This window comes from Allobosea sp. OK403 (assembly GCF_900113835.1).
GTDB lineage: Bacteria > Pseudomonadota > Alphaproteobacteria > Rhizobiales > Beijerinckiaceae > Allobosea.
Window position 1 is genome coordinate 980,290 of the sequence record NZ_FOQV01000002.1, and the last position, 19,772, is coordinate 1,000,061.

A 19,772-nucleotide genomic window follows, 5' to 3' on the forward strand; every position below is an offset into this window, starting at 1 on the left:
GATTGGGGCGCTGGGCTGTCACTGTCCCCTGCCCGAGCGCTGCAGGGCCGCGGTCAGCATGCAGACGACCAAGGAGAGCACGGTCAGCATCGTCGAGACCGCTGCGATAACGGGCGAGATCTCCCACTGGATGCTGGAATACATCTTCACCGGCAGCGTCGTGGTCGTGGCCGAGACGAGGAACCAGGAGATCACCACCTCGTCGAAGGAGATCAGGAAGGCGAAGAGCCCACCGGCCATGATCGAGGGGGCGAGCTGCGGCAGCACCACCGTCGCGAACATGCGGTAGCGGCCGGCCCCCATCAGCGTCGCGCCGAATTCGAGGTTGGGATCGAGCTTCTGGACGCCGGCCGCGACCATGACGATGACGAAGGGCGTCACATAAATGGTGTGGCCGAGCACCAGCGCGAGCGTCGATCCGGTCAGGCGGATATAAGAGAAATAGAGATAGAGCCCGAGCGCCATCACGATGGCGGGGATGACGAGCGGGCTCATCAGCAAGAGCGTGATCGCCTTCTTGCCGGGGAAATCATGGCGGACGATGCCATAGGCAGCGGGCACAGCCGTCGCCAGCGCCAGGATCGTGGTGAGGCAGGCGACCTTCAAGCTCTGCAGCAACGGACCTGTCCAGGCCGCCGAGGAGAAGAAGATCTGGTAGAGCTCGAATGAGAACTCCCTCGGGGGAAAGCGCACTTCGTGCTGCGTCCCGAACGAGACCGGGATCACGATCAGGCTCGGCACCAGCATGAAGGCATAGACCAGGCAGGCGAGCGCCGTGCCGAACCGGCGGTAGCGGCGCTTGAGGGGGTCCTTCAGGTCGAATGCGTCGGACATCGCCTCAAGCCTTCCCGGCGAGCTGGTTGCGGCGCATCCACAGGGCCGGAGCGGAGAGCAGGACGACCATCGCCAGCAGCAGCACGCCGATCGCCGCCGCCATGTTCCAGTCGAGCGTCTCGCGCGTGTAGAAGTCGACGAGATTGGCGAGCATCACGTCCTGGCGCCCGCCGAGCAGCGCGGGGATGACGAAGAAGCCGAGCGACATCACCATCACGCTGGAGACGCCCGCCACGATGCCGGGAAGGCTGAGCGGCAGGGTGATGGTGAAGAAGATCCGCATTGGCCGCGCGCTCATGATGTCGGCGGCGCGATACAGCGCCGGATCGATCGCAAGCAGGCTCGCCAGCACGGGGAAGACGATGAAGGGCGTCAGGTAATTGGTCATGCCGACCATGACGCCGAAGCGGTTGAGGATCATCGGCAGCGCAACCTGCGTGCCGAAAACCCAGCTCAGGACCAGATTGATCACACCCTCGCGGCCGAGGATCACGGTGAAGGCGTAGCTCTTGACCAGGATGCTGGTCCAGAACGGCAGCAGCACCAGCACCATGTAGACGGCACGCCGGCGCGGCGGCTGGCGCGCGAGATGCAGCGCCACGACATAGCCGAGGACGAGGCTGATCAGAGAGGCCGAAACGCTGATCTCCAGCGTCGTGTAGAGCGAGCGCCTGAACAGGGTGCTCGTCAACAGGTTCTCGAAGGCCTCGAGCGACAGCGCGGCCCCACCCAGGCTGGTGTAGAGGATGAACAGCAGGGGCACCGCCGCGATCGCCAGCGACACGAGGGCCGCCGGCGAGACGAAAGCGGCAGCGGCCCGCGAATTCTCCACGCCAGTCATGTTTGGCCAGTCATGTTTGGGGTCCGGTCACGGTACGCGACATCGGGTGCTCAGCTGAGCACCCACTCCTTGAAGCGGCGGCTGAGCTTCTCGTAATTGGTCGACCACCACATTTCGTCCATGACCAGGTTCTGGTCCGACTCCATGTTGGGCAGCCATTTGCGCGTCTCGGCCGAGAGCATCGGCAAGGCTTTCTTGCTGACCGGTGTGTTGCCCAGGAGCTCCATGGTCGCCGCCTGCCGGGCCGGCTGCAGCGCATAGGAGACGAACTTCAGCGCGTTCTCCTTGTTCGGCGCGTTCTTCAGGACGGCGAGATATTCCAGCCCGTTCAGCGTCTGCGCGAAGGAGAAGGCCATGCCCGCCCCCGTCGCTCCGGTCGTCTTGACGCGCGAGGCATAGGAGTAGCTGAAATCGACTTCGTTGGTTTGCAGCAGCGTGATCGTCTGCGGCGTGGAATCGACCCATTTGGCGACGCTGGGCTTGATCCGGTCGAGCGCCTTGAAGGCGCGGTCGACATCGAGCGGGTAAAGTTTGGAGGGCGGCACGCCGTCGGCGAGCAGGGCGGCCTCCAGCGTCTCGCTCGGCCGGTTGCGGAAGGTGCGGCGGCCGGGAAAGGCCTTGGCGTCGAAATATTCCGCGAAGTTCCTGGGATATTTGCCCTCAGGATGGCGCTTGGGGTCGTAAGCGATGCCCCCGGCGAAGGTGTAGAAGGGCACGAGATCCTTCGTCGCCGGAATCGACAGGTCAGACGCATCGAACAGCGACGCAGGAAGCGGCTCCCAATAGCCTTCCCTGGAACCGCCAGTGCCCATCGCGCCCGGCGCGTCGAAGACGTCCCATTCGACATTGCCGGTCGTGACCTGCGCCTTCACCTTGGCGAGGTCGGGCGTGTCGATCACCGTGACGTTGATGCCCGTCTCCGCCATGAACGGCTTGATCAGCCCCTCCTCGACCGAGCTGCGATAGGTCCCGCCCCAAGTGACGAAGACGAGGTTCTTCGACTGCGCCTGCGCGCGGCCGTTCCGCAGCACGAAGGGTGCAGCGATACCCAGAGCGGCACCACCGGTGAGCAGGCGGCGGCGCGACGGGCGGATCAGGCCAGACTTGGTTTCATATTCCGACATGGTAGTCCCCTCTTTGTTGCGTTCGCCGTCGAGGACGAACGTCAGGCTGCGTCAGACTTCAAAGCTGCAAAGGCTTTTTCACGTGCCAGCGTCGCCGGAATGGCTTCAGCAAGCAGACGACGGGTCTCGTCGCTGACCGGCAGAAGCGGCGGCAGCACCTCGCCGGAAGGGAAGCCGAACATCGTCAGCGCCGCCTTGATCGGCCCTGGATTATGCTCGCGGTAGAGCGTGTTGATTGTCGGCATGATCTCGGCATGAAGCGCCTTGGCCTCGTCCATGCGCCCGCTCGACGCCAGCCGGTACAGCTGCGCCCAGATCCGCGGGAACAGGCAGGACGTCGCCAGGAGCCCGCCGCGCGCGCCCATCGCGACATGCAGCGGAAAGACGTTTTCCTCGCCGGTCAGGATCGAGATTTCCGCACCGGCGAGTTCCATGGCGCGGACCTGGACTGCGAGATCCTGGTTGCAGGCCTTCATCGCGACGATGCGCGTCTGCCGCGCCAGCGCATCGACCGTCTCCGGCTTCAGCGCAATGCCCGTCCGGTACGGGATCTCGTAGAGCATGAGGTCGGCGTCGACCGCATCCGACAGCTTCTTGAAGTAGTCGACGATCCCCTCTTGGGTCGGCCGCGCATAATAGGGCGTCACCACGAGGAGCGCGCTGGCGCCGGCGGCTGCGAATTCACGGCAGGTCGCGATCGTCTCGCCATAACCGGCCGAGAGCACGCCCGGGACGACTGGCACGCGGCCGCCCACAGCGTCGAGCGTGGCGTCGAGCATCTGGCGGCGCTGCCTGGGCGTCAGCGAGACATATTCGCCGGTTCCGCCGACCGGAGCGAGGCCATCGGCGCCCTCAATGACGAGATGCTCGGCCAGCTTGCGCACGGCCGCACCGTCGACGTCGCCGGAGGCGGTGAGCGGCGTCGGCGTCGCCGTGATGATGCCGTGATAAGCCTTCGCCGCCGCCTTCATGACGTGATCTCCATATCGGCGGACTGCCGCGCCCCCGTCGCCGCGCCATCCTGCTCCTGATGCTGCGTCCGATAATACCGCTCAATGAAGGCGGCTGAGCATTTGCCCGATGCCGTATCCTCGGTGATCGCAGCCGCTGCGCGCTCCGACGGCGGGCCGTAGCCACCCGCGCCCGGCGTCTCGACCGAGACCGACGCATCCGGCGCAAGCTTCATGCCTGTGAGCTTGCTGGCAAGCGGCGCCTCGGCCCCGTCCGCCCGATGCAAGCGGAACCGGCCGGGACGGCCAGGCTCGCCGCCGAAGACGCCCGGCGGCGCATGACGGAACCGCTCGCCAACCCCGGAGAATTCGCAAACATGCCCGACGGGGCGGACGACGCGCCTGAGGCCGAGGCCGCCGCGATGGGTTCCAGCGCCGCCGGAATCGGGCACCAGCGCGTATTCCTCGACACGCAGCGGATACTCCATCTCGATCGCCTCGACCGGCAGGTTCGAGGTGTTGGTGATGTGGACCTGCACCCCGTCCTTGCCGTCGCGGTCGTTGCGGCCGCCCATGCCACCGCCAAGGGTTTCGAGATAGACGTAGGGTTGGCCCGTCGCCGGATCGGCGCCGGAGAAAACCATGCTGGTATTGGCCCCGTTGGCGCAGCCGATCGCGCGCTCCGGCAGCACGCCCGACAATGCGCCGAGCACGACATCGATGACGCGCTGGCAGGTGTTGGCGCGCAGCGCGACCGCGGCGGGCGCGACGCAGTTCACGATGGTGCCGGCCGGCGCGACGATCTCGAAGGCCTGGATCACGCCCTCATTATTGGGCATCGACGGATCGAGCAGTGCCTTCAGCGCATAGCAGACCGAGGATCTCACGGCGTTCAGCGTCAGGTTGATATTGCCCGCGACCTGCGGCGAGGATCCGGTGAAGTCGAACAGCGCATCGCTGCCGCGCTTGCGCAGGGTCAGGGCGATCAGCACATCGGACTGGCCGGCGCCGTCATCGTCCATCACGTCGGACCACGACCAGTCGCCATCCGGCAACGCCGCGATCGCGGCGCGCATCCGGCCGCGGCTGCGCTCGATGATCTCGTCGAAGGTGCCGCGCACAGTCGCGACGCCATAGCGGCCACAGAGATCGCCCATGCGCTCGACACCAAGCCGGCAGGCGGCGATCTGGGCGTTCAGATCGCCCTTGCGCTCCGTCGGCAGGCGCATGTTGAGCAACAGCAGGTCGATGACGTCACGAACGGGCTCGCCTTCGCGGTAAAGGCGCACGACCGGAATCCGCAAGCCTTCCTGGTAGATCTCGGTCAGGCCGCCGGACATCGAACCGCGCGCCGCCCCGCCGACATCGGCGTGATGGGCGATGTTGCAGACAAAGGCCAAAAGCTTGCCGTCGATGAAGACCGGAGCGGCGAGGTTGATGTCGGGCAGATGCGTGCCGCCGGCGACATGAGGATCGTTGCCGACGAAGATGTCGCCGGGATGAATGTCACCGGCGAAGCGCTCCTGCAGGATCGCGACCAGCCCGCTCATCGAGGCAAGATGGATCGGCAGCGCGTTCTCGGCCTGGACGACGAGCCGGCCGGAGGCATCGAGGACTGCGACGGAATGATCGTGGCGCTCCTTGATATTGGTCGAGAAGGCCGAGCGCTGGATCGTCAGGAAGCACTCGTCCGTGGTCGAGCGCAGGCCGTTCCAGACGATCTCCAGGGTGATCGGATCGAGCTTTGCGGCCGTCACGGCTGAAACTCCATGATGATGTTGCGTGCCTCGTCGACCTCGGCCGACCAGCGCGGCGGCACCACCGTGGTCGAGTCGAACTGCGTGATGATCGCCGGCCCCGCGAGGCGCGCACCGGGTTCGAGCGTCGAGCGATCGACGACCACGGCCTCGACCGGGGCGGAAGCGTCGAACCAGGCGCTGACCGCGGCCCGCTCCAACGCGGTCCCGGCGGTCTTTAGGCGGGGAGCCTCCCTGCCCTCCTCGGCGAGGCGCGCCTTCATCCGAACATTGACGATCTCGATGGCGGCCGCCGGATCGCAATGCCCGTATTTCGCCTGATGCGCAGCAAGGAAGCGCTCGCGCAGCAGCGCGACCGGCGGCAGGCGATCGCTCTCGTCGAGCAGCACGGAGAGTTCGTAATTCTGGCCGACATACCGCATGTCGAGCGTGGTGGAGAGAGACAGGCGGCTGACTGCAGCGCTCGCGGCGTTCCAGGCCCGGGCCTGCCCGTCCAAGCGTCCGACAGCCTCGACCACGGAGGACAGCGCGCCCTCGAGTCCGACACGGCAGGTCGCGACGAAGTTCTCCTGAATATCCGACATGGCGACGCCCTCGGCGCAAAGAATGCCCGGCGACAGCGGCACCAGGATCCTGCGGATCGAGAGCTCCTCAGCCACATCCGCTGCATGGAGGCCGCCCGCGCCGCCGAACGGCATCAGCGTGAAATCGCGCGGATCATAGCCTCTTTCGACCGAGATCGCCCGGATCGCGCGCACCATGTTCGAAACGCAGATGCGCACGATGCCGAGCGCCGTCTCCTGCAGCCCAAGCCCCAGCGCCTCGGCGAGCGGCGCGATGACGCGCTCGGAAGCCTCCCGGTCGAGCCTCATGCCGCCGCCGACCAGTGTCTGCGGCAAGCGCCCGAGCAAGGTGTTGGCGTCAGAGACCGTCGGCAGCGCGCCGCCCCGGCCATAGCAGGCGGGCCCCGGCACCGCGCCGGCACTGGCTGGCCCGACCTTGAGCAGGCCGTCGGGGCCGACATGGGCGATCGAGCCGCCGCCGGCGCCGACCGTGTTGATGTCGATCGAGGGCAGGCGCACCGGGAATTCAGCGATGTCGCGGCCATAGGTCATGGCGGCTGCGCCGTTTTCGATCAGGCAGACATCTGTGCTGGTCCCGCCGATGTCGAGCGTGATCAGATCCGCCTCACCCGAACGCGCCGCCACCGCCACCGCGCCGACGACGCCGGCGGCGGGGCCCGAAAGCGCAGTGCGGATGGGCAATTCTCCGGCCCGTTCGATCGCCATCAGCCCGCCGGCGGATTGGCTGATGCCGATCGCGGCGTTGCCCGCCCGGCTTTCGAGCGCCTCCGCGAGCCGCGCCATGTAGCGCGACACCTTGGGCTGGAGATAGGCGTTGAGCACCGTCGTCGAGAAGCGCTCATATTCGCGGAACTCCGGCTGCACCTCGCAGGAGAGCGAAATATGCAGATCCGGCATCCGAGCGCGCAGCGTCCGGCCGATCCTGCGCTCATGCTCGGGGTTCAGGAACGAGAACAGCAGGCAGACGGCGCAGCATTCGGCGCCGGAAGCGGCTACCGCATCCACCACCGCGTCGATCTGCGCCTCATCGAGCACTGTTACGACCTCGCCGCGCGAGCCAACCCGCTCGCGGACCTCGAAACGCAATTGCCGCGGCACGACCGGCGCCGGCGCATCCGCTTTGAGATCGTAGATCTTCGGCCTGACCTGCCGCCCGATCTCGATCAGGTCGCGGAAGCCCGCCGTCGTGATCATCGCGACCTTGCCGCCGCTGCGCTCGATCAGGGCATTGGTCGCGACCGTGGTGCCATGGGCGAAGCGCGACACGTCCTCGGCGGCAAGCCCGCAGCGCTCACCCAGTGCTGCGAGCCCCGCCAGGATGGCGCGTGAGGGATCGTCCGGCGTCGAGGGCAGCTTATGGACGAAGACGTCGAGGGTCGCCGCGTTCAGCAGATAGAAGTCGGTGAAAGTGCCCCCGACATCGACGCCGACCGTCCAACTCATTGCCGCCCCCTAATTTGGATATTGAAATTATCCAACTTGGACACATTGTCAATTCAAGCCGTGTCTGTTTATTCGACGGAGCATGGGAAGCGGGAGACAGCGATGAGCTTGGCGGTTGGTTCCGAGACGGCCGTTCGCAACGGCGACCGCGTCTATGACGATCTGCGGCAGCGCATCCTGTCACTCGAGCTCGTCCCTGGAGCGGTCTTCGACGAGGCGCGCATCGTCGGCGAGCTCGGCATCTCGCGCACACCGGTGCGCGAGGCGGTGATCCGCCTGGTCTCGGAAGGACTGCTGCGCCGGGACGGCCGCCAGATCCGCGTCTCGTCCTTCGAGGTCAGCCAGCTGCGCCCCTTCTTCGAGGCCAACAGGCTGTTGTCGCGCACGCTGCATCGCCTGGCGGCGATCCGCCGGACGCCGGCGCAGCTCGAACGGATTCGCGCGGAAATGCTGGCCTTCGAGAACAGCCTGACGAGCGGCGGCGATGCCATCATGAACGAGGCCAATTACCGCTTCCACAAGGAGATCGCGGAGGCGGCCGATTCCTCATTCCTGGAGCGGACCTATTCCGACATCCAGCTCGAGGCGATGCGCCTGTCCCGCCAATGCTTCGATATGGGCGACAACACGGCCGATCAGTTCCAGGCCCACATCGCCCAGATCGTCGCCGACCATCGCGAGATCTTCCGCGCCATCGAGCAGCGCAACCCCGACGATGCCGACGCGCTCGCCTCGCGGCACTCAGACCTGTTCCGCGACCGCGTCGCTCGCCAGCTCCTCGGCCCGCCCAGCGAAGCGAGCCTGGTCAATCTTGCCGAGGTCTAGGGTGCTGAACCGGCCAGGTTTTTCGAGAGCGGGTCACCTTCTTCGTTCGATCAACGCGGATTGCCATCAGTCGCCGTCACGTGCCGTCTCTCATCTAAAAGTGAGAGCAGGATCAATGCGAAAAACCGTTGCCCACTTTTTCGCATCCTGCTCGAGAACGTTTTCGAGCGAAGTGGACACCGGTTCCCCCGCGACAAACGCGAAGCGTTTGCGCGGAGAAAACGCGTTAAAGCAAAGAGCTGGAGCTGTTGAACGATCCAATGGAAACGGAAACCGCTCCAGCCTCGCCAAGGAGACACAGCATGCCGACAGAACCCCGTGAGCTGACCGCCGAGGTCGCCGAACGCTTCGCCCGGATCGCGCTTGGCCATGTCGGGCGCGAATATCCCAACAAGCCCGACCATGTCCTCGCCGATCCGCAGGATGCGCGCACGCCGCGCGAACTCCACCCCGTCTTCTACGGCAGCTTTGACTGGCACTCCTGCGTCCACAGCTATTGGCTGCTCGCCCGGGTGCTGCGACGCTTTCCAGACACGCCTGCGGCCATCGAGATCACGGCGCTGTTCGACGCGCAGTTCATCGCGGAGAAGATCGCCGCTGAATGCGACTATCTCGCCCAGCCGACAGCACGCGGCTTCAAGCGCCCCTATGGCTGGGCCTGGCTGCTGAAGCTCGCAGCCGAGCTCTCCGGCTTGCCGCACCAGGATTTGCCGCACCGGGACTGGTCCGTCAGGCTCGCCCCGCTTGCCGAGGCTTTCGCCCAGCGCTTCCGCGACTTCCTGCCGCTGGCGACCTATCCGGTCCGGGTCGGCACGCATTTCAACACCGCCTTCGGCCTCAGGATGGCAGCCGACTATGCCGAGGCGACGCAGGATGCCGCGCTCTCCGCGCTGCTGCGCGAGACCGGCCTGCGCTGGTATGGCGAGGACGCCGACTGCCCGGCCTGGGGCGAGCCGAGCGGCGACGATTTCCAGTCCTCGGCCCTGATCGAGGCCGAATGCATGCGCCGCCTGCTGGCGCCGGAGGCGTTCCTGCCCTGGCTCGCGCGTTTCCTGCCGCGCATCGAGAGCCAGCAGCCCCGGACCTTGTTCGAGCCGGCCTCCGTCAGCGACCGCAGCGACGGCAAGATCGCCCATCTCGACGGTCTCAACCTCAGCCGGGCCTGGTGCTGGCGCTCGCTGGCGGCCAGCTTGCCTGCCGACGACCCACGCCGCCCGGTGGCGCTGGAGGCCGCACAGCGCCACCTCGCGGCCGGGCTGCCGCATATCGCCGGCGACTATATGGGCGAGCATTGGCTTGCGACGTTTGCCCTGCTCGCGCTAGAGCCGGATGATGTCAGATGGGCTCACGAAGTGATCCCATCTGACATCTGAATCCGTCTCTCATCTAAAAGTGAGAGCAGGATCAATGCGAAAAACCGGTGCCCACTTTTTCGCATCCTGCTCTCGAGGCTGGCGAAGCGCCGGCCGGCTGAGCCGGCGCAAGCAGGGCTCCTACGCCCCCTGCTCGATCGCGGTGAGGTCGATCTCGGACTGGCTCGCCATGTCCTTGCCGAACCAGGCCCGGATCGAGGCCGCGCGCTTGCCGAGATAGCGCGGCTTGTCGTCGTCGAGGATCATCGGCAGGTCGTGGCCGGGCACGACCACGGTGCCGGGCCGCTCACGCCAGCGCGACCAGATCATCTCGATCGTCGCTTTGCTCACAGCCGGATCATAGGTCATGTCGGTGTCGCGCGAGATCAATTCGGCGCGGTTCTTGGCGGCGTCGCCGGTGAAGATCACATCCCTCTCCGGGGTGCGCAGATGGTAGATCAGGCATCCCGGCGTATGGCCGGGCGCGATATGGGCCGTCATGGCGGGGAAGACCTCTGCCCCGTCCTGAACTGTCTCGCATGTCGGCCAGTCCGAGAGCGTGCGCACATAGAGCTCGGGCACCGGCGTCTCGCCCCAGGGCTCGTCCAGCGCCCAGGCCAGTTCGACAGCCCCGACTACGATGCGGGCACCCCGGAACAGCGTCCAGTTCACGGAATGGTCGTAGTGGGAATGCGTCAGCAGCAGGTCGGTGACGTCGGACGGCTTCAGGCCCTGCCGGCCAAGCTGCTCGATCAGCAATTTGCGCATGCCGAAATTGCCCGCATCCACCAATGCGACGCGCCCGGCGGCCCTGAGAAGCACGACCGAACTCCAGCCCAAGCCGCCATGGCAGACCGATTTGCCGGGATAGCCGCAGACCAGGATGCGCAACGGCCCGTCGGCCAGCTCCGGAGGGGTCTCGAACATCGTCATGCCATCGCTCCTGTCAGAAGCCGTAAAGGACCGCGGGATTGTCGACGAGGATGGCATGACGCTGGGCGGGATCCGAAATCGCTTCCGTCAGGCATGACAATGCCTCGGCGTCATCCATCGCCTCGAAGGGTTCGATATCGGTCGCAGCCCGCCCCACGCCGCGCCCACCACCCGTATGTGGCCAGTCGGAGCCCCAGACCAGCGCTTCCGGGTTCTCGGCCGACAAGGCCCGTATGAAGGGGATGGCGCGAGCAAGATGCCCCCGCCCCGCAAGCCGCTGGATCGCCGAGATCTTGATCGTCGCCTTGCCCGAGCCCGCCAGACGCAGGACGCCTGAGAAGCCGGGCTGCTCCGGACCAAGCGCCAGATCGGGCAGTCCGAAATGATCGATCACCACGCGCGTCGCGAGCTCCATCAGGCGCGCCGCCAGGACCTCGATGACGTTGAGGCGGGCCAGGATTTGGACATGCCAGCCGAGCCGGGCAACCTGTTGCGCCTGCCCCTGGATCAGGCGCCAGGCTTCCTCGGGATCATCCATCCCGTGGGTCGCGATGTTGACGCGCACGCCCCGGACACCTTGCGCATGGAGACGATCGAGTTCGTCCGGCGGCGTGCCGAGGCCGATGACCGCCACACCTTTCGCCGCGCTACCGAGACGTTCGAGCCCGGCGAGCATCCGCCTGTTGTCGGTTCCATAGGGACTTGGCTGCACCAGCACCACGCGAGAGATGCCGAGCCGCGCATGCAGCGCGCGGAGCTCGTCCTCCCCGGCATCGCCGGGCGTATAGACGCGATCCGGAGAAAACGGGTATCGCCCGGCCGGGCCGAAGAGATGGACATGGCAGTCGCAGCTGCCTTGCGGCAAGGGCTCTAGCGGCTTTGTCATGCGGCACCTTTGCGTGCGCCGTCCGTCTGGGCGAGCAGGCCGCTCAGCACATGCGGGATGATCCCGCCCGCCTTGAGCAGCTCGACTTCGAGCGAGGTCTCGATCGCAGCCGTGAGCGCCAGCGTCTCGATGCCGCCCTGCTCGCGCAGGATCGAGACCGCGACCTCGCAGCGCGGCGAAAGCCTGTCGAAATCCCAGTCGAGCTGGAAGCGATCACCAGTTGCGATGCGAAGTGCGGACGGGTGAAGGCCGGCGGGCAGCAGCAGCGGCAGGATGCCCATGCCGATCAGGTTGGAGCGATGGATCCGCTCGATGCTCGCAGCGATGATCGCGCTGACCCCGAGCAGGGCGGCGGCCTTCGCCGCCCAGTCACGCGAGGAGCCCATGCCATAGCGCTCGCCCGCGACGACGACGAGCGGTACGCCCTCCAGCCGGTAGCGCTCGGCCGCATCAGTCAGGCTGACGATCTCGCCTGACGGCATGTGGCGCGTCAGACCGGCCGGCGCTGCCGGCAGGAGCTGGTTCACCACGAGGCGGTTGCTGAAGGCGCCGCGCAGCATGACCTCGAAATTGCCCCGCCGCGAGGCGAAGACATTGAGGTTCCCCGGATCCCCACCTGCCGCGACGATGTAGCGGCCAGCCGGGCTGTCATTGCGGATCTGGTTCGCCGGCGAAATATGATCGGTCGTGATGTCGTCGCCCAAGACGAGCAGCGGCCGTGCCGGGCCCCGAGGCGGTGGTGGCCCGGAAGCGCGTACGAAAGGTGGGCGGCGCAGATAGGTCGAGCGCTCGTCCCATGGGAAGCGCGATCCCGTCGGCGCCTGCAGATCGAGCCAGAGCGGCCGGACCGCCGCCTCGCCATAGGCGGCGTCATAGTCGCGCCGGTCAGCGCCCAAGGCGAGCGCCGCGTCGATTTCCGCACCGCTCGGCCAGAGCGCGGACAGGCGAATCTCCGCCCCAGCCAGTGTCACGCCGATGGGATCTTGCATGATGTCGATATTGACCGTGCCCGCCAGCGCGAAGGCGACGACAAGCGGCGGCGAGGCCAGGAAACCGTATTCCAGATCGGGATGCACGCGGCCGGGAAAGTTGCGATTGCCGGACAGCACCGCGACCGGGCAGAAATCCTTGGCGCCCAACGCCTGCTGGACCGAAGGAAGCAATGCGCCGGAATTGCCGATGCAGGTCGTGCAGCCATAGCCGACGATGCCGAAGCCCATGGCCTCGAGATCGGCCATGAGACCGGCACGTCGCAACATCCGTTCGGCGGTCGGCGAGCCCGGCGCCAGCGAGGTCTTGACCCAGGCCGGCGGCTTCAGCCCCAGCGCCCTCGCCTTGCGGGCGAGCAAGCCGGCGGCAACGATCAAACGCGGATCTGAGGTGTTGGTGCAGCTCGTGATCGCGGCAATCACCACGGCTCCGTCGGGAAGCCGCGCCGTGGAGGCAGGTTCGAGCGCAGGCGTGAACGCGGCCGCGGTCGCGCCTGCGGGAAGGCGATCCTGCGGGCGCCGCGGCCCCGCGACGCTGGGCTCGATCCGGTCGAGCGCGAGCTCGAGACTGCGGGTGAAATCCGGCTCCGCGTCAGGATCGAACCAGAGATCCGCTGCCCTGGCGAAGCCACGGATCAGGTTCAGCTCGGCCTCGTCCCTGCCGACGCCGCGAAGATAGCTGCAGCTTGCCTCGTCGATCGGGAAATAGCCGGTCGAGGCGCCATATTCCGGGGCCATATTGGCGACGGCGGCCCGCTCGCCGACGGCCAAGGTCGAGACGCCCGGACCAAAGAACTCGACGAAAGAGCCGGAGACCCCGAGCTTGCGCAGGCGCTCCGTCACCGTCAAAGCGAGATCGGTCGCGGTCACGCCCTCGCGCAATCGCCCGGTCAAGCGAACGCCGACGACTTCGGGGATCCTCAGGATCACCGGAACGCCGAAGAGTGCGCCCTCGGCCTCCAGCCCGCCGACGCCCCAGCCCAAGACGCCCAGCCCATTGACCATGGGCGTGTGGCTGTCAGTGCCGAGCAGCGTATCGGGATAGGCCAAGAGCCCATCCGCCTCCCGCATCGTCACGACCAGCTTCGAGAGCCTTTCAAGGTTGATCGTGTGCATGATCCCCGAGCCCGGAGGATGCACATGGATCCCGGGCATTGCCCCTGAGGCCCATTTCATCAGGCGATAGCGCTCGGCGTTGCGCTCGAACTCCTTCTCCAGATTGAGCTGGAGCGCGTCGGGACGAGCGTGGAAATCGACGCCGGAGGAGTGATCGGTCGAGACGTCCACCCCGATGCGCGGCATCAGCAGGTCGGGATCGCGGCCATGCTCGGCCAGCACATCCCGCATCGCGGCGATGTCGACCAGCGCCGGCCCGCAGGTCGTGTCATGCATCATCAATCGGTTCGGCAGGAACGGGATCTCGGCAACGCTAGTGCGCGCCGACAACCAGGCCTTGAAGGCAGGGATGATGCGCTGCGCCTCGCCGGCTGAGTTCCTCAGTGCATTCTCAAGCAGGATGCGCAGCACATGCGGCAGGCGCAGGAGATCGGCCCCCAGAGCATGCCGAAGATCGATGCAGGCGTAGGAGCGCCCATCGACCTGAAAGCGGCGACGCCGGACGGTTCTCGGGGTGGATTGATCGACTTGCATCATCTCAGTCCGGCTTGAAGCCCGCCTTGTGGAGGATCGCGGCCCAGCGATCGACCTCGCTTACCACCAGCGCCTGCATGGCGGGGCCACCGCGTTCGTCGGGTCGCGGCGCCCGCGCCCCGATCGTGACGAGGCGCTTTGCGACCTCCGGATCGTTCAGGGCCTTCGCGACCGCGCCCTGCAGGATATCGAGCACTGGCTTCGGCGTCGCCTTGGGCACGAACAGCCCCGTCCAGGTCTCGGCCTGGAACCCCGGCAGGCCGGCCTCCTCGGAGGTCGGTACATCCGGCAAGGTCTCGGCCCGCGTCTTGGCCGCGACTGCAAAGGCCTTCACCGATCGGGACTGAACCTGGCCGCTGACGGAGGCGACGAGATCGCAGGAACCATCGATCTTGCCGCCCATAATGTCGTTGATCGTCTGGCCGAAGCCGCGATAGGGCACATAGGTCGGCTTCACATCGATGAGCCCGAAGAACATCAGGCAGGTGATGTGGGAGGCCGCGCCATTGCCGGAATGCCCCATCATCAAGGCGCCCTGCTTCTGCTTCGCCAGGGCAATGAACTCCTTCAGATTCGCCGCCGGCAGATCATTGCGGAAGAAGACGATATTGGGCGTCGAGGCGACGAGGCCGAGATAGGCGAAATCCGATCTCGGATCATAGGGCAGCTTCGGATTGACGGTCACCGCCGCGGCAAGCGTGCCGGTATGGCCAAGGCCGATGGTGTAGCCGTCGGGCGCCGCGCTCTTGACCCGCGAGCCGCCGATCGCTCCCCCGGCTCCGCCAATATTCTCGACCACCACGCTCTTGCCGAGCGCGCGCGCCAGCGCCTCGGCGAGAATGCGCCCTGTCGTGTCGGCCGCGCCACCCGCGGCGAAGGGAACGATCATGGTGACCGGCCGCTCCGGGAACGTCTGGGCCCGCGCGCTTGTCGACAGCGATACCGCGACGGTAAGCGTCGCGGCCAAGCCAAGGCAACTCCTCCCGAATAGAATCATCTGCCTTCCCTCCCTTTTGGGTCGTCGGTTCGGCGCTCACGCTCCGACGATTTTTCGGACCTTGCGGACAGCAGCCTCCGGCGAGGACAGCACCGGCACGGATGTCGCCTCGCGGCAGGCCTTGAGCGCGCGCGATGTCGAGAAATGCGCCAGCATCAGCGCATCGACCTGCCCGAAGGCCTTGGCCTCCCGCGCCACCAGGCTGTTGTGGGTCTCGGCATCGCCTGCGCGCAGCGCCGCCATCGCCTCAGCAGCCAGCCGCGTGGCGAGCCTGGCCCCGGGCCTGACGCGCCTTGCCTCCTCGGCGAACTCGGCTTCCATCGTCACGATGGAGGGGCCGAAGGTTGCGACCATGCCGAGCCGCTCGCCATGCCCGAGCGCCTCCTCGAACATCGCCTCGTTCGGCTTGAGAACCGGAACCGGGACCGCGCGTCCCGCCGCCTCGATCGCGGGACCGAAGGCCGAGCAGGTGAACAGGATCGCCTTGGCGCCGAGCGAATAACCGTATTCCGCCAGGGCAACGATGCGCTGGTGGATGGCCGGCGTGATGTCGCTCGCCTTGGCCCTGTCGACGGAGAGGGAATCGTCGAGGATGCTGACCGGCTCGGCTTCCGGCCAGAACTCCTTGAAGGCCTGAAGGATCGGCTCGATCGCGACGGACGTCGCATGGATCAAGGCGATGCGGGGACCGGTGCTCATGTCAACGGGCTCCGGTCACGGGTTGAACAGCCAGGTCGAAGCCGGCTGCACAGTGCAATGCGCCACATCCGACGACAGCTCCGACGCGCCCTGCGCGCGCAAGCGAACGCTGCCGCGCCTCAGCCGGTATTCCCATTTGTCGCCGAGATAGATGCAGCCCTCGACATCCAGCGGCTGGCTTGTCGCGGTCGGTTCGGATGAGACCATGATGGTTTCGACCCGGACCACGGCGCGGATGTCGGAGGCATCGCGCGGCGGCTCGGCGTCGCGCCAGATCCCAGGCAGGCTCCAGCCCTCGCAGCGAATGACCGCACCGCCATCTGATTGCGGCTCGAAGGCGCCCGACAGCACGTTGTTGGTCCCCATGAAATCGGCCGCATAGAAGCTTGTCGGCTGGCCGTAGATCTGGAGGGGCGTGCCGTCCTGGACGATGCTGCCGCCCTTGAGCAGCAGGACATGGTCGGCGATCGCCAGCGCCTCGCCTTGATCATGCGTGACCATGATGGCGCAGATCCCCAGTTCGAGGATCAGCTTGCGAATCCAGAACCGCGCCTCCTCGCGCAGCTTGGCGTCGAGATTCGACAGCGGCTCGTCCAGCAGCAGGACTTTGGGCTCGTAGACGAGGGCGCGGCAGATCGCGACGCGCTGCTGCTGGCCGCCCGAGAGCTGATCGGGATAGCGCGCCGCAAGATGCGCCAGGCCGAGCTTGTCGAGGATCGTCTCGACCCGCGTCTTGATCTCGGCCGCCGGTCGTTTGCGAAGCCGCAAACCATAGGCGACGTTCTCGAACACCGTCCTGTGCGGCCAGAGCGCATAGGACTGGAACACGAGACCGATCTCACGGGCCTCGGGCGGCAATGCGACGCCGGCCTCGCCATCGAGCACGGTCTTCCCGCCGATGACGATCCGGCCGATTTCGGGCTGTTCGAGCCCGGCGATGCAGCGCAGCAGCGTGGTCTTGCCGCTGCCGGAGGCGCCGAGCAAGGCAACGATCCGGCCCTTCTCGGCGGTGAAGGAGGCGCCGGACAGGATCTTGAGGCCGCCCAGCCATTTCTCGACGTTGTCGACAACGAGCTCAGTCATGAAGTTTCGCTCCCAGCCGCAGGGCGAGTGTCAGGCCCACGGCCGTCAATGCGATGGAGATGAAGGAAAGGGCGGCGATCTGATCCATCGCGCCCGAGGTCAGCAGCGACACCATCAGCGAGCCGATGACCTCGGTGCCCGACGACATCAGATAGACGCCGGTGGCGTATTCGCGCAGGAACACGATCATGATCATCGCCCAGGCCCCGGCGAGGCCGGGCCTGACCAGCGGAATGACCACGTCACGCCAGCTCCGGTAGACCGAAGCGCCGGTGATGCGGGCCGATTCCTCGAGCTCCGGCGCGACCTGCAGCAGCGTCGACTGGATGATCCGCAGGCCATAGGACAGGCCGACGATGATGTAGGCGATCAGGAGGCTGATCAGCGTCGCCCTGAGCGGGATCAGGAAGGGCACGAACAGGAACAGCCAGAAGAAGGTCAGGCCGACGATCAGGCCGGGCAGCGCCCGCGGGATCAGCACGGAATAGTCCAGCAGGGTTCCGCTTCTGCCGCGGTTGCGATGCCCGGCCAAGCCAACCAGCAGGTAGAAGGCAACCGCGATGGCGCCGCCGACTCCGGCGAGCAGGATCGTGTTGAGGATGCCGCGCGACAGGCTCGGGATCTCGAAGACCGCCTTGAAATTGGCGAGCGTCAATTGCTCGGTCAGCCTGACGCCCTCGCCCCAATTCTCGACGAAGGCGCGCAGCACGATGCCGCCGACCGGAAAGAACACCGAGACCAGGAGCCACAACCCGATCAACCCCAGCGCGACCGCTTGGCCGGTGCTGCCCAGCCGGAGCAGATTGGTTCTCGCCCCCTTGCCGCCGACCGCCGCGAAACGCCGGGCATGGCGCAGCAAGCGGCGCTGGATGAAGACGAGCGGCAATGTGATCAGGATCAGGAACACCGTGACCGCCGCCATGACCTGATAGGTCGGCGCGCCGAAGATCGTGTTGACCTTGTAGATATAGGTGGTCAGCACGAGGATGCCGTTGGGATCGCCCAGCACCAGTGGAATGCCAAAGGTCTCGAAGCCCAGGAGCAGATTGAGCGCGGCGCTGAAGACCAGCGCCGGCAGGACCATCGGCAAGGTGACGTCGAGCGAGACCCGCCAGATTCCGGCCCCCGCCGTGCGCGCCGCCTCTTCAAGGTCGGACGGCAAGCGGCGCATCGCCGAGGCCACATAGAGATAGACCGTCGGCACATGGCTCAGGCCGCCGATCAGGATGATGCCCGGCAGCGTATAGATGCTCCAGGGCGCCGCGCCGAAGAGGCTCTTGAAGGCGATGGTGACGAAGCCCGAAGGCCCGACCGAGACGGTGTAGCCAAAGGCCAGGACGATCGACGACAGGAACATCGGCACGAGCACGATGGGCTCGAGCCATTTTCGCCCCTTCAGATCCGTCCGCGTGATCAGGAAGGCGAGCAGCCCGCCAAGCGGAACCGCGACCACCACCATGCCGAAGGCATAGAGCGTCGTGGTCCAGAGCGCCCGATAGAACTCGGGATCGGTCAGGACAAAACGGAAGGCATCGAGGCTGAAGCGGACATTATCGTCGAAGAAGGGTGCGTCGAGGACGCTCTGATAGATGACGAGCAGCGCGGGCGCTGCCACCATCACGAACAGGGCGAGAATGACTCCCGCCCTGAAACGCGGCGCGTCGTTGGCAAGCGACATGGCGATGCTTTCGGTGGGACGCATCAACCGCGCAGCGCCTGCTTCCATTTCTGGAAGAACGCGGCGCGCGTCTTTGGATCGGATGCTTCCAGCAGCGCGGCCGAAACGGGGATCGGTTTCAGCTTGCCGCCTGCCATCTCGTTGAGCTTGGCGATGTTGAGGCCTTCGCTGACATCGGTGCGGATCGACGGCGCGCCACTGGCGGCCATCGCCGTCTGGCCGCGCTGGGAAAGCAGGAAATCGAGGAAGACGCGCGCCGCGGCGGGATGGGGCGCGCCCTTCGAGATATTGGCGACCCGCGAGAACGCCGCCGCATGGTCGGGCGGCAGGACGACGCCGAGATTGCTGTTCTTCTTGGCCCATTCGATCGCATAGGAGCCGATCAGGTTGAAGGCGATCCAGTGCTCGCCCGAGGCGATCTTCTCGCGCATCGCGCCCGAGCTGCCATAGACCTTGGGGTCCGTTCCACCGAAGGCCCTCACGAGCTCCCAGGTGTCGGAGGTGGTGCGTGCGTCGTTGTTGAAGAACAGGAAGCCGGAGCCGCTCTTTTCCGGATCGAACGAGGCGACCTTGCCTTTCAGCGCATCCTTGTTGGCTTGCAGGAAGGCGATGAGCTCGGCGCGCGTCTGCGGCGGCTTGAGCGCGCCCAGCATGCTCTTGTTGTACATGATCGCGACCGGCTCGACCGAGGTCGCGTAGAGCTGGTCGTTGAAATTGGCCCAGGCAGGCAGCTGGGCGGCTTCGGGCGATTTGTAGGTTTCCGCCTGCCCCTTCGAGACCAGCACCATCTGCAGGTCCATCGCCGAGGTCCAGACGATGTCCGAGCCGACCTGCTTGGCGGCGGCTTCCGAGATGACGCGGTTATAGGCGCCGTTCGTTCCAAGGTCGTTGTAGTCGACCCGGATGCCGGGGAACGCGACCCGGAAGGCTTCCACCAGCGGCCTCCCCTGCACATCGTCCGTCGATGTGTAGATCGAGACCGCACCCTCCTTCACCGCCTTGTCGACGAGCTCGCCGTAAACAGCGGGATAACCGGCCGGAACGCCCTGCGCGATGGCGGAACGATTGCCGGCCATGGTTACAGCAGTGAGCGCGCCAGCGCCCGCAACGACATGCCTGCGTGTGATCATAGCGTCCTCCCAAGATC

Annotated in this window: 16 protein-coding genes; 2 read left to right on the forward strand and 14 right to left on the reverse strand. The window is 66.3% G+C overall.

Translation table 11 applies throughout. The annotated features are described in order from the left end of the window. Positions 1-18: 18 nt before the first annotated feature. The 6 genes from BMZ97_RS10600 to BMZ97_RS10625 are packed head-to-tail and all read right to left on the reverse strand — an operon-like array spanning position 19 to position 7,533. The gene (locus BMZ97_RS10600) at positions 19-834 is read right to left on the reverse strand and encodes an ABC transporter permease (protein ID WP_092168203.1); all 816 of its coding nucleotides are present in this window, start codon (positions 832-834) and stop codon (positions 19-21) included. 4 nt (positions 835-838) lie between these two features. After that, entirely contained in the window at positions 839-1,675 is an 837-nt protein-coding gene (locus BMZ97_RS10605) for an ABC transporter permease (protein WP_092168206.1), read from the reverse strand. Between the two features lie 50 nt (positions 1,676-1,725). After that, positions 1,726-2,799, reverse strand: coding sequence for an ABC transporter substrate-binding protein (locus BMZ97_RS10610; protein WP_092168209.1), 1,074 nt, complete (start codon positions 2,797-2,799; stop codon positions 1,726-1,728). Between the two features lie 41 nt (positions 2,800-2,840). After that, positions 2,841-3,770 carry a 4-hydroxy-tetrahydrodipicolinate synthase gene (gene dapA, locus BMZ97_RS10615; RefSeq protein WP_092168212.1) on the reverse strand — a complete coding sequence of 310 codons (930 nt, stop codon included), beginning with the start codon at positions 3,768-3,770 and terminating at the stop codon, positions 2,841-2,843. Then, positions 3,767-5,506, reverse strand: coding sequence for a hydantoinase B/oxoprolinase family protein (locus BMZ97_RS10620; protein WP_092168215.1), 1,740 nt, complete (start codon positions 5,504-5,506; stop codon positions 3,767-3,769). The genes dapA and BMZ97_RS10620 overlap by 4 nt, the downstream gene beginning before the upstream one ends. Next, the gene (locus BMZ97_RS10625) at positions 5,503-7,533 is read right to left on the reverse strand and encodes a hydantoinase/oxoprolinase family protein (protein ID WP_092168218.1); all 2,031 of its coding nucleotides are present in this window, start codon (positions 7,531-7,533) and stop codon (positions 5,503-5,505) included. Before BMZ97_RS10625 ends, BMZ97_RS10620 begins: the two co-directional genes overlap by 4 nt. A 102-nt stretch (positions 7,534-7,635) precedes the next feature. Between BMZ97_RS10625 and BMZ97_RS30700 the strand changes: the two genes are divergently transcribed. Together BMZ97_RS30700 and BMZ97_RS10640 are read left to right on the forward strand one after the other, a co-directional pair. After that, entirely contained in the window at positions 7,636-8,358 is a 723-nt protein-coding gene (locus tag BMZ97_RS30700) for a GntR family transcriptional regulator (RefSeq protein ID WP_175525503.1), read from the forward strand. A gap of 302 nt (positions 8,359-8,660) precedes the next feature. Beyond that, positions 8,661-9,731 (forward strand): DUF2891 domain-containing protein, encoded by a 1,071-nt coding sequence (locus BMZ97_RS10640; RefSeq protein WP_092168223.1) that lies wholly within the window; start codon positions 8,661-8,663, stop codon positions 9,729-9,731. 120 nt (positions 9,732-9,851) lie between these two features. Here the strand turns inward: BMZ97_RS10640 and BMZ97_RS10645 are convergent, their stop codons facing one another. The 8 genes from BMZ97_RS10645 to BMZ97_RS10680 form a co-directional block, all read right to left on the reverse strand. Further along, on the reverse strand, positions 9,852-10,643 hold the full coding sequence (locus tag BMZ97_RS10645) for an MBL fold metallo-hydrolase (RefSeq protein ID WP_210188230.1): 792 nt from the start codon (positions 10,641-10,643) through the stop codon (positions 9,852-9,854). 13 nt (positions 10,644-10,656) lie between these two features. Next, complete coding sequence (locus BMZ97_RS10650; protein ID WP_092168226.1) at positions 10,657-11,529, reverse strand: amidohydrolase family protein; 873 nt, start codon at positions 11,527-11,529, stop codon at positions 10,657-10,659. After that, on the reverse strand, positions 11,526-14,168 hold the full coding sequence (acnA, locus tag BMZ97_RS10655) for an aconitate hydratase AcnA (RefSeq protein ID WP_092168982.1): 2,643 nt from the start codon (positions 14,166-14,168) through the stop codon (positions 11,526-11,528). The genes BMZ97_RS10650 and acnA overlap by 4 nt, the downstream gene beginning before the upstream one ends. Before the next feature lie 4 nt (positions 14,169-14,172). Further along, positions 14,173-15,135, reverse strand: coding sequence for a Bug family tripartite tricarboxylate transporter substrate binding protein (locus tag BMZ97_RS10660; RefSeq protein WP_175525504.1), 963 nt, complete (start codon positions 15,133-15,135; stop codon positions 14,173-14,175). Positions 15,136-15,201: 66 nt separating this feature from the next. Next, positions 15,202-15,864, reverse strand: coding sequence for an aspartate/glutamate racemase family protein (locus BMZ97_RS10665; RefSeq protein ID WP_092168232.1), 663 nt, complete (start codon positions 15,862-15,864; stop codon positions 15,202-15,204). Between the two features lie 15 nt (positions 15,865-15,879). After that, on the reverse strand, positions 15,880-16,947 hold the full coding sequence (locus BMZ97_RS10670) for an ABC transporter ATP-binding protein (RefSeq protein WP_092168235.1): 1,068 nt from the start codon (positions 16,945-16,947) through the stop codon (positions 15,880-15,882). After that, positions 16,940-18,649, reverse strand: a complete 1,710-nt coding sequence (locus tag BMZ97_RS10675) for an ABC transporter permease (protein ID WP_244546333.1) — start codon at positions 18,647-18,649, stop codon at positions 16,940-16,942. The genes BMZ97_RS10670 and BMZ97_RS10675 overlap by 8 nt, the downstream gene beginning before the upstream one ends. Next, the gene (locus tag BMZ97_RS10680; protein WP_092168241.1) at positions 18,649-19,755 is read right to left on the reverse strand and encodes an ABC transporter substrate-binding protein; all 1,107 of its coding nucleotides are present in this window, start codon (positions 19,753-19,755) and stop codon (positions 18,649-18,651) included. The genes BMZ97_RS10675 and BMZ97_RS10680 overlap by 1 nt, the downstream gene beginning before the upstream one ends. Positions 19,756-19,772: the final 17 nt, after the last annotated feature.